The following is a 9,977-nucleotide window of genomic DNA, read 5'->3' on the forward strand; positions in this document are numbered from 1 at the left end:
TATAAGGGACTGATTTACTCCATTCTGGTAGTCCGTTCAATATGTCAGTCTTAATCGCTTTCCAGTTAGCCTTAACTTTAGAGTCTTGCAGCAACTTGACAGTAGTGTTGTAAACAAACCTGGACACACCAAACCACTGTTTAACGATCCGCCTCTGCTCCGTTGTGAGCAAGATCCGGATCTTCCTTGATTTTTTTACTGTACTTCCTGAGTCCGTGCATTCGACAAGAGAAGAGGTGGAGGATGGAGAGAAGATCCGATGTAAGCTCTGATTCTGAGCAGTGTACAGTATTGTCGAGAACCACGATTTGTCCACCGTTTTGCTCGACCATGTACTGAATAAGCTCGAATCCCAACCTTGCGAGTCGGTCACGACAGGCAACAACAAGCGTGAGCTTATCTCCCCGCATAAGTCTGTCCAGTAAGGCTTGCAGTCCCTTTCTTTTAAAGTTGATTCCACTGCCGATGTCTTTGATGATTTCGGCATCTGGGTAGAGTGATTGCATATAGGCAATTTGTCTACCAAGGTCGTCTCGTTGTTTGGTTGAACTAACTCGGCAGTAGCAAACAAAGGAAGTTCTAGTTGCACCACGGAGGTAGGATTCAACGTTAAAAAGTCTTTGTCCTGCTTCGTTTTTGATGCTTTCAATCTTGCCATTGTCCGCGTACTTCCTTAAAGTGTTTGGGTGCAGTCCCAGTTTTTTGACTGCTTCTCGTAGTGGTACATAAGCCATACCACGATATTAGCATTTGTTAGCATATATAAGCTATTGTTAGCAAATAATTAGCTATTGACTAACCCCCAGAATAGCCAAGATACCTGTTCCACAAGAGAAACATCATGCACTATTTTAGCTGGTCACGCCAATAGGTGATTTAACGGTAATTGGTAAATTGTAAAGCGACAGGAAAATCTTCTTGTTTGACTCGCTGCATCACATCTTGTAAGTCATCCTTCGCTTTAGCTGATACCCGCACAGCATCACCTTGAATTGAGGCTTGGACTTTTTTGAATTCGTCGCGAATCAATTTGGAAATTTGTTTAGCGATTTCCTGACTGATACCTTTTTTGAGGGTGATTTCTTGACGGACACGATTACCACTAGCTGATTCAACTTTGCCAAACTCAAAAATTTTCTGAGAAAGGTTACGCTTGGCGGCTTTTTCCCGCAGGATGTTGTGAACAGAATCTAAGGTAAACTCGCTGTCAGTGCTGACATTAATGCTGTTCTCGTTTAATTCCAGTGTAGTTTGAGTATCTTTGAGGTCATAACGACCTTTGATATCTCGCACCACTTGATCGATAGTATTCACTAATTCTTGTCGGTCAAAGTCGCTTACAATGTCAAAAGAATATGTAGAAGCCATAAACAATTTTAGATTTTAGATTTTGGATTTTGGATTGGAGAACTCTAGGGGGAAAGTCAAAAGTCAAAAGTCAAAAAAGCTTTCTTTCTTTACTTCCTATTCCCTGCATGGGTGGGTTTATTGAGAATTTATTTGCCTTATAGACTCACTGCTTCAACCCGCCCCCACTCCCCATTTGCCAATTAACTATTAGCTTGAATAATGCTCAAGGTGATGAGAGTCGCAGAGCCAAGAGAGCCAATGCCAAACATTAGCGATCGCAATAAAGGTATATTCAAAATATAAAAAATTGAGTATAGCAAACGCGCCACCACAAAAGCGATCGCGGCGATTGTTGCTGTGGGAGAATTAACACCAGTCACATAAGCCATCAATGCTGCGGTGGCAAATAACATAAATGCTTCAAAGGAGTTTTGATGCGCCCAAGTTGCTCGTTGAGCATAGGGAGGCAATTTATCAAACTTGGCGCGAGGAGTAGCCAGCGCCTCATACCCAATCTGCAAACGACCATAAGCTACCAATAGAAATGGCAAATAAATCAGAACGGCAGCAGCAGCAATAGAATACAACAAAATAGTAGAAACAGGCAGTTGCGATAGCATCATTAAATCAATCAATAGTAAGTAATTAACAGGTAACAGGTAATTTGGCTAACCCAACTACCTATTACCAATTCGCAGTTTCCTATATCTATCATTACCTGGGCGAGGACTTACTGCACTTTAATCAAAGTAGAAAAGCGTGACCACTTTTCTTTGTTCTTCTGCATCTCCACAAGTTTGAAGCAGAGTGCGACTGTCGTGAAATGCAAAACAAATCAGTTGCTGACAGCGAGAGACTATCTCCTTATTACAAATATAACTAGCTTCAGCTAAAGACAGATTATCATTACTGGGATTTTCTACCAGATGCATCACCTGCTCTAGTTGCTGACGTGATTCATGGGGCTGGCGTTCTAAACTTTGGGGTAAAATGACCGTCAATAAATTGGGGTCAGCCCGCATTGCTCCCTTAATGGCAGCTGAGTTTGTCCCTGTAGCCCCAGAGGTGATTACCCGATTCCCTGATAGAACCAGGGCATAGGTCATCATTTCAATGAGATTCTGATGCGTAATTGGCACATGACGAGAACCTAGCAAGGCGATTCGCTTAGAACCTGTTTGCTGGATGGTCGCCAGTTCCTGCGCTAATGTATCGAGGTTGGTAAGGTTTGTTGACTGGCTCAAAGAGGGGATGTAATCAGATTAAACAACCCAGCTATTCTACCAAACAGAGTGTAAGTGAGAAGCCAACTTGAGTTACATATTGCTACATTTTCCTGATGTTGGCTTCATTAACTGAATATCTAGGTCACATCAATTGCAGAAGTAGGGGCGGGGTATAAGCTCTGTTTGTGTCTTTCCCCCTGCTCCCTGCTCCCTGCACCCCTGCCTCTTTCTGTTCCGGTGCTTTTAAGTTAATGTCCCGGCGGGAGTTAAGCCGAGTTTAGATAACAAGCGATCAATGTCAAAATGCTCAGTCATTAACTGGCGAATGCACTGAACCTTAATTGGTTCGTGTACCCGGACTTGACCAAAAGTTCGCTCAATAATTTCTACAGTAGTGAGGGTATCTAAATCAACCGATAGAATAGGGATTTCTAGCTCTTCAGCACGATTGAGAATAAACGGGGGTGGTGGTAGTTGTCCGGTCAAAATTAGGCATTGTGTAGACGTTTCTAGGGCGGCTTGTTGAATTTCCACGCGATCGCCTCCTGTAACCACTGCCATATTTCGGCGTTTGCGGAAATACTTCACAGCCGAATTGACATTCATTGCGCCAATTGCTAAACTCTCCACCATCAAATCTAGGCGATCGCGGCGACAGAGAACCTCAGCATTTAACTGGTTTACCAGTTGACCAACGCTGACACTGCGTAGCAAGTCACTTTTTGGCAATGTTGCTAATACAGGAATGCCTTGCCTTTCTAAAAACGGACATAATTGAGCTTCAACTATTTCTAATTCTTCGCTAGGGATATCATTAATCACAACTCCCACCAAGCGATCGCCCACATACTGTTTAGCAGACAATAACGCATCAGCAGAAACCAGCGAATTATAACGAGCTACCAATAGCACAGCCGCATCTAATGCTTGGGCCATCTGTAGCAAAGACAAATCAAACAGATGGCCTTGTGTCAAATCACCAGGACCCTCTAGCAATACTAAATCTCCTTGAGAAATTTGTACATATTGCTGTTTTAAGAGTTGTCGATAATCGGTTTGGTCTTCGCCACGCCAGCGTTTTTGGACATTAACCTCATCCAAAGCCAACATTGTGGCAGCAACGCGATTTGTCTGCAAGCTCAGACTATGGGTAATAAACTGGACATCTTCCTCAACTACGGTGCCGCCAGATGCACTAAAACAAGTGCCTAGCGGTTTACTGTAGGCAATATCTAGTCCTTTTTGCTGTAGCTGATGAGACAAACCCAAAACTGTTGCAGATTTACCACTATAAGTTTCGGTTGAGCCAATCAGCAAACATTTAGCAGATTTTGGCACAAATGCACTCCTAATTGCAAAAGGAAGTAGAACCAAGCTAGGTGTTCCCTAATTTTAGTTGCTTCCGGCAACAGGCTGGAGTGCTGACAAAGCAGAATTTACCAGAATATACTTTTTTAGGTATGGCAAAGTGCTGTAAAACCTGCGGGTATAGTGGCGCATTGACTAGCGTGCTGAGTAGAAACCAAGTATGGGTGGGTATGGCTACGCCACGCAAACTATGACAGATATCTTGATCTTGAATTTTTTTTATTCGTCTATACGCAAGACTTTGCGATAAAAAGCTTGTGAAAAATCAGTCAAGCGATGGCGTTTATAATTTTCCATAAGTTCAATTAAAAAATTCATAAATTCAGAAGTACCCATCATCACCTCATAGCTCAGATCAGCATTCCCCTGAAACTGAATTCGGCAACGTGTTAAATCCGAAGGCAAGGTGGCAACATTCCAAGAGGCCACAAAAGGAATACTATCACTGGCCTCAATTTTGCGATGTCCCTCCAACAAGCCCTTTTGATAGAGACTCAAGGCATAGGGTAAAAAATTACGCTTCGCACTCTGAACATAAGGCAAGTAAACGTTTGCTTGTTGTTGATTGGCTGGTTGGAGTTTATCAATAGACATCGCTGCATCCTCCTCAAGATGGTTGACAATTATTATTAATACATAAAAATATTGTTCCCCAAAAATTTCTATTGTTTACACTCAGGTATTCAACTGGGTGAGGAGTGGGGAAAAAGTTGGCATGGTTTGAAGTTTAACCAATATGTAATCATATCTCTAAACCCGCCCCTATAACTAGACGAATCGCTTTCTCTCCCCCAGCGATAAAACCTAAAAATCCTCAAAATATGTAGAAATGTAAAAATACTTTCATCATACTTTTAAGCGCTTATATCTGTTGAATTTGGACTTTCACACCCAACCAATACTCATAAATGGTTGTGATCACAAAAACTTGGTGCTAAGAAATATTAAAATTTCGGTTAAAATAAGACTGCATTGGCTTTTAACTAAAAAGCTGGAGCAATAAAAGCAAAAATTCACGCTGTTAGGCGCTGGATAATGCTATTGCAGTTTTTATTTACAGCAAACTGCTTGTGCCTTGTGCTTACTGTGCTGCAATCGTTAATTAATCTTAGCGGTTGTCATGGTCGGTGCAAGCTGAGAGTTTGAATGTGGAATGTGCTGCTATTTTTAGATGTATAACAATACTGGTTTTTGAATCAAGTAACCTATGCCAGCGAATTCCTGGCCCGAAGACAATTATTACGACGAGCTTGAACAAATTAACTCCCTATTATCCGACCCATCGGCAGATGAGGAGGAAACAGTGGTGGAGGTAGATCCCATGTCTCTACCATCCCGGTTTCAAGGACGTAGACGCAAAGCCGCTCTGGTTTTAACTGTAGTTTGGAGCGGTACGATCGCTCTGCATTTAGCTTCTTGGGGTTCAATATTTATTCTAGGACTGACTACTCTCCTGGGATTCCACGCTTTAGTGGTGGTATTTGCTAGACCCCGGCGCTATAGCAAAGAAATGCAGGGAGATTTGCCCTCTGTATCTGTGTTAGTAGCAGCCAAAAACGAAGAAGCAGTTATTGGTAAATTAGTCAAGAATCTTTGTAGTCTAGAATACCCAGATGGGAAGTATGAAGTCTGGATTATTGATGATAACAGCACTGATGAAACACCGCATTTACTAGCGAAACTAGCGCAAGAATACGACCAACTCAATGTTCTCAGACGTTCTCCACAAGCAAGTGGTGGCAAATCTGGAGCTTTGAATCAGGTCTTGCCCTTAACTAAGGGCGAAATTGTGGCAGTGTTTGATGCTGATGCTCAAGTAGTACCAGACTTACTGCTACAGGTAGCACCTTTATTCCAGCGCGAAAAGGTGGGGGCGGTGCAGGTGCGAAAAGCCATAGCCAACGCTAAGGAAAATTTCTGGACTCAGGGTCAAATGGCAGAAATGGCTTTAGATACCTGGTTTCAGCAGCAACGTGTCTCCATCGGTGGGATTGGCGAACTGCGTGGTAATGGTCAATTTGTCCGGCGTACAGCCTTAGAAAGTTTTGGGGGATGGAATGAAGAAACCATCACCGATGATTTGGATATGACTTTGCGCCTACATTTGGACAAATGGGACATTGAATGTACATTTTACCCAGCTGTGCAGGAAGAAGGGGTGACAAATGCGATCGCTCTTTGGCATCAGCGCAGTCGGTGGGCAGAAGGTGGCTATCAGCGCTATTTAGATTACTGGGATCTCATCCTCAAAAACCGCTTGGGTGTGCGAAAAACCTGGGATATGCTGATCTTCATGTTCACTATGTATATTATCCCCACGGCAGCAATTCCAGATATATTAATGGCGGTAGCTCGGCATCGTCTACCAATGTTAGGCCCTGTAACGACACTATCAGTCAGTATGTCTGTTGTGGGGATGTTTGCCGGACTCAAGCGTATACGTCAAGATCAGGAATTTAATATTTCTACCTCTTTTCAGTTACTGCTACAAACGCTGCGTGGCTCTCTATATATGTTGCATTGGTTGGTAGTCATGAGTGCTACCACTGCTCGGATGTCCTTCAGACCAAAGCGCCTGAAATGGATTAAAACCGTGCATTCAGGTAGCGGCGACTGACCGCAGGGCGGAAGTCAAAATTCAAAAGTCAAAATTCAAAAATATTAAAATCCAAAGTTCAGAATTTATTCTCAATTTTGGATTTTTTTTGAGAAAAATAATGATTAATCATCATCTATTTCTGGTTCATCCAAGCCCTCAGATGTAGCTATAGATTCAGGCAAATCTATTCCATCGTCTGTAAAGCGGATAACCTGACCATTGAAGAAATCCGCTAGACGCTTGGCGGCGATCGCCACTTCATCAGTTTCCCATTCAGCCAGAGGCCTTTGTGTTTGTTGCGGGGGTAAGGTTTGTACTCTAGTTGCACTACTCGTCGTTGATTCGGTTTTGGCTGGTGTTGGCGCTGGGGTTGGTGTTGGTGTAGCTGGTGCAAAGGATTGAATTTGCTGATTATAGTTGGGTGCTGGTGGTTGCTGAACGGGAGTATGATTTTGTGGTTGAGGATTTGTTCTTGTTGATTTAGAAGTGGAAGAAGTTCCTTTTTCCAAATAAACCTGGATTTCGCGTTGAAAAATCTTTTGAAAAGCAGCTGTAATCACCGGTAGATCAGATTTAAGTGTGTCTAACCAAGCGCCTCTGACAGCAACACGAACCACGTTCCCGTTAAACTCTGTAATTTGACACATTTGACCAAGTAAAGCTTGGCGAGAAGGCATCTGAATATTCATACAGACCTGTTGCCAAACTTGAGTTAAGTCATACCCTGATTGTGTAGTAACTTCCTGTGGTGCAGGTTCACTATTTACAGGTGCTGGTGCTTGAGTTTGAGGTTCTGGTGTGGTTGGGACTGGATAAACCGGATTGTGATTTGTGGGCTGAGGTGCAGATACTGGGTTAACGGTGGGATTGTGATTTGTGGGTTGAGGTGCAGATACGGGGTTAACTGTCGGATTGTGATTTGTCGGCTGAGGCGCAGATACTGGGTTAACCGTCTGATTGTGATTTGTCGGCTGAGGTGCAGATACTGGATAATAATTGGGAGCTACAGCAGGCGTATTTACTTGCTGAGGTGTGCTTGCAGCTTGGGTTTGAACATTTGCACTCGGCAATAATCCTAGTAGTGTTACTTCCAACCATAAGCGTGGCTGGGTAGTATTTTTAATTTGCACTTCTGCCGTGCGTAGGTGTTGCTGTCCCCGCAAAATTGTATTCATGTCGAGTTTTTGGGACAATTCCAGCAACGCTGTCCAGGTTTGCTGAGTACAAGTAACTAAATCCTGGCGATTAGCTGCTGTTTGTGCTATGAGCAAATCTCTGTATAAAGCGGCGAGATTTTGCAGAATGATTAGCGGTTCTCGTCCACTATCGAGGATTTTCCGGCTACAATCTAAAACTCCTTCGGCTCGATTTTGAGCGATCGCATTCAATAAAGCAATTAAGTCTTGTTCACTCACCGAACCGACTAAATCCCAAACTTTGTCAGGTGTCACTTCACCCACAGTCAAAGCTAATTGATCCAGTAGACTTTCTGCGTCTCGCAATCCTCCCTGAGCAATTTGACCGATTAAGGTGACAGCATCAGAAGTAATATTAATATTTTCTTTAGAGGCGATCGCACTTAAATGATTAACCATCGCCTCCAACTGGATACGTCTAAAATCAAATCTTTGGCAGCGTGAAATAATCGTTGGTAATACTCGCTGCGGGTCTGTGGTGGCTAAAACAAAAACTACGTGCTTCGGTGGTTCTTCTAATGTTTTTAATAACGCATTGAATGCTGCGGTACTGAGCATATGGCAATTATGCACCAAAAGCCCATTTGCCACAAAGTTGTGATTATCTGCCACTTCAATGTCATAGACTCGTTCAACTCCAGCGAGGTGAACAGATTCGACTGTCTCCAAACTTGTAATCCATTCAGTGACATTCACAGGAGATAGTATCTTCGCTCCTTCTTTTACGTCTTTTGCTGCTATCCATCCCTGGTCTGTCCTGATTAAATGATTACCCGTACATTTAATTTCTCGGTTATTCGTCTTGATAACCAGCGTTTGACGTTCTCCTTGATCTAACCACCTGACAACTTGCTTGAATTGCCACTCGCCTGATGAGTCGTTGTAACTCATCACCTTCTTACCCTTGAGACTAGGGTTATCAATTCTGACGAGTCCTTGATCAGTTAAAACCAGAGCATCTCCAGTCAGACATTCATCGACCACATAAACCTTGTAGCGACACTGTACAGGGGCAAATTGTGCCTTTTCAATTAACTCCCGGATATTATCTACACCAGTGTTACTAGCAGCATCAATTTCTATGACATCCAGAGAATAACCCTTAGTGATGCCTTGACAAACATCACACACTCCACAGGGTTCAGCAGTGGGTTGGTCACTGTTGAGACAATTTAAAGATTTAGCCAAAATCCGGGCGCTAGAAGTCTTTCCCGTGCCTCTGGGGCCTGTAAACAAATAGGCAGGGGCAATTTTAGCAGTGTTGATCGCGTTGGTGAGGGTAGTAGCGATCGCCTCTTGTCCCACCAGTTCAGCAAAACTCTTGGGGCGATACTTATGGTGGAGGGGTTCGTAAGACATGGATGGAAGACTTCAGCGCCATTCAACTTTGGTTAGCAGCACCCAGTCGAGTTGGGGATGCAATCATTTTAAACTTTTGTCGATTGGTTGTGTATGTGTCATACCCTAGAACAAACGCAAGATTTTAAATCTACACATTTCCGTAAACAATACTCAAGGGTGCAAAAAAATGCTGAGGCGGCTAATTCAATGGTTTAAAGGTCTTTTTCGCAGCTTGTTTGGAGGCCAACGAACTCCCTCCAATCTGGGGGATAATGTGCCAGAAAAACCAGCCCCACCCCTAACCGATACTGATTTAGAATTTCTCTTCAACGAGCTTCTAGAAGGTGTGCATCAAGCCAGAGGACAAGATTGGGCGCAAAAGTGGCTACATAATATTGAAAATCGGATCTCTACAGAACGCTGGGTAGAATGGTTACGGAATTTTGGCGCAAGATTGTTAGCATCACCTACACCTAATAATGAATTAGCTGCTCGTTTAGTGCAATTGGGTGATCTGCGGGTTGGTGAAGTTGGAGATGTTGCTTATGAAATTGGAATGCAGTTGTTGACACGCAATCAAGGTGAACCAATATGGGAATATGACGGGCCAGATGCAGTCAACACCACTTTACCCTCCCAAGATAATTACCCAGTACAAGAGGAAATTAATCAGGAAGCAAATTCGCCTACCGATGAAGCCACCCAAACGGTGACTCTCGATGAATTGTTGGTCATGTTGCAACAGGATCAAAGTCTACGCGAACAAATTGCCCAGCAACTAGCAATTGAGACAGATGATCCCCAACTAATTATCCAGGAACTCATCAATCAATATCATCCTCCCAGTCAATCTAATCCAGATTAGGCAGGGGGCAGGGGGCAGGGGGCAGGGGCAGG

General features: G+C 43.3%; 10 protein-coding genes. 2 read left to right on the forward strand and 8 right to left on the reverse strand.

Translation table 11 applies throughout. The features are described 5' to 3' along the window. The 7 genes from VB654_RS25225 to ebsA all read right to left on the reverse strand — a co-directional run. Positions 1 to 172, reverse strand: a 172-nt coding sequence (locus tag VB654_RS25225) for a helix-turn-helix domain-containing protein (protein WP_416235681.1), incomplete at its 3' end; no start/stop codon positions are given. Then, the gene (locus tag VB654_RS11685) at positions 141 to 734 is read right to left on the reverse strand and encodes an IS607 family transposase (protein WP_416235677.1); all 594 of its coding nucleotides are present in this window, start codon (positions 732 to 734) and stop codon (positions 141 to 143) included. The genes VB654_RS25225 and VB654_RS11685, both read right to left, overlap by 32 nt. Before the next feature lie 142 nt (positions 735 to 876). Further along, positions 877 to 1,368, reverse strand: a complete 492-nt coding sequence (locus tag VB654_RS11690) for a YajQ family cyclic di-GMP-binding protein (protein ID WP_323213936.1) — start codon at positions 1,366 to 1,368, stop codon at positions 877 to 879. 182 nt (positions 1,369 to 1,550) lie between these two features. Next, positions 1,551 to 1,970, reverse strand: a complete 420-nt coding sequence (locus VB654_RS11695; RefSeq protein ID WP_323213998.1) for an MAPEG family protein — start codon at positions 1,968 to 1,970, stop codon at positions 1,551 to 1,553. 120 nt (positions 1,971 to 2,090) lie between these two features. Then, positions 2,091 to 2,594, reverse strand: a complete 504-nt coding sequence (locus VB654_RS11700; RefSeq protein ID WP_323213937.1) for a DNA recombination-mediator protein A — start codon at positions 2,592 to 2,594, stop codon at positions 2,091 to 2,093. A 225-nt stretch (positions 2,595 to 2,819) separates the two neighbouring features. After that, positions 2,820 to 3,914 carry a phosphotransacetylase family protein gene (locus VB654_RS11705; protein WP_323213938.1) on the reverse strand — a complete coding sequence of 365 codons (1,095 nt, stop codon included), beginning with the start codon at positions 3,912 to 3,914 and terminating at the stop codon, positions 2,820 to 2,822. A gap of 249 nt (positions 3,915 to 4,163) precedes the next feature. Next, positions 4,164 to 4,538 carry a type IV pilus biogenesis protein EbsA gene (gene ebsA, locus VB654_RS11710; RefSeq protein ID WP_323213939.1) on the reverse strand — a complete coding sequence of 125 codons (375 nt, stop codon included), beginning with the start codon at positions 4,536 to 4,538 and terminating at the stop codon, positions 4,164 to 4,166. A gap of 613 nt (positions 4,539 to 5,151) precedes the next feature. Between ebsA and VB654_RS11715 the strand changes: the two genes are divergently transcribed. Then, positions 5,152 to 6,561, forward strand: a complete 1,410-nt coding sequence (locus VB654_RS11715) for a glycosyltransferase family 2 protein (protein ID WP_323213940.1) — start codon at positions 5,152 to 5,154, stop codon at positions 6,559 to 6,561. 104 nt (positions 6,562 to 6,665) lie between these two features. On the opposite strand, the gene dnaX is transcribed toward VB654_RS11715, so the two are convergent. Continuing rightward, a complete protein-coding gene (dnaX, locus tag VB654_RS11720; protein WP_323213941.1) occupies positions 6,666 to 9,098 on the reverse strand; it encodes a DNA polymerase III subunit gamma/tau in 2,433 nt (810 codons plus the stop codon). Positions 9,099 to 9,267: 169 nt separating this feature from the next. Between dnaX and VB654_RS11725 the strand changes: the two genes are divergently transcribed. Then, positions 9,268 to 9,945, forward strand: coding sequence for a hypothetical protein (locus VB654_RS11725; protein ID WP_323213942.1), 678 nt, complete (start codon positions 9,268 to 9,270; stop codon positions 9,943 to 9,945). The last annotated feature ends 32 nt before the right edge of the window (positions 9,946 to 9,977 follow it).

Source organism: Nodularia sp. UHCC 0506 (assembly GCF_034931045.1).
Lineage (GTDB): Bacteria > Cyanobacteriota > Cyanobacteriia > Cyanobacteriales > Nostocaceae > Nodularia.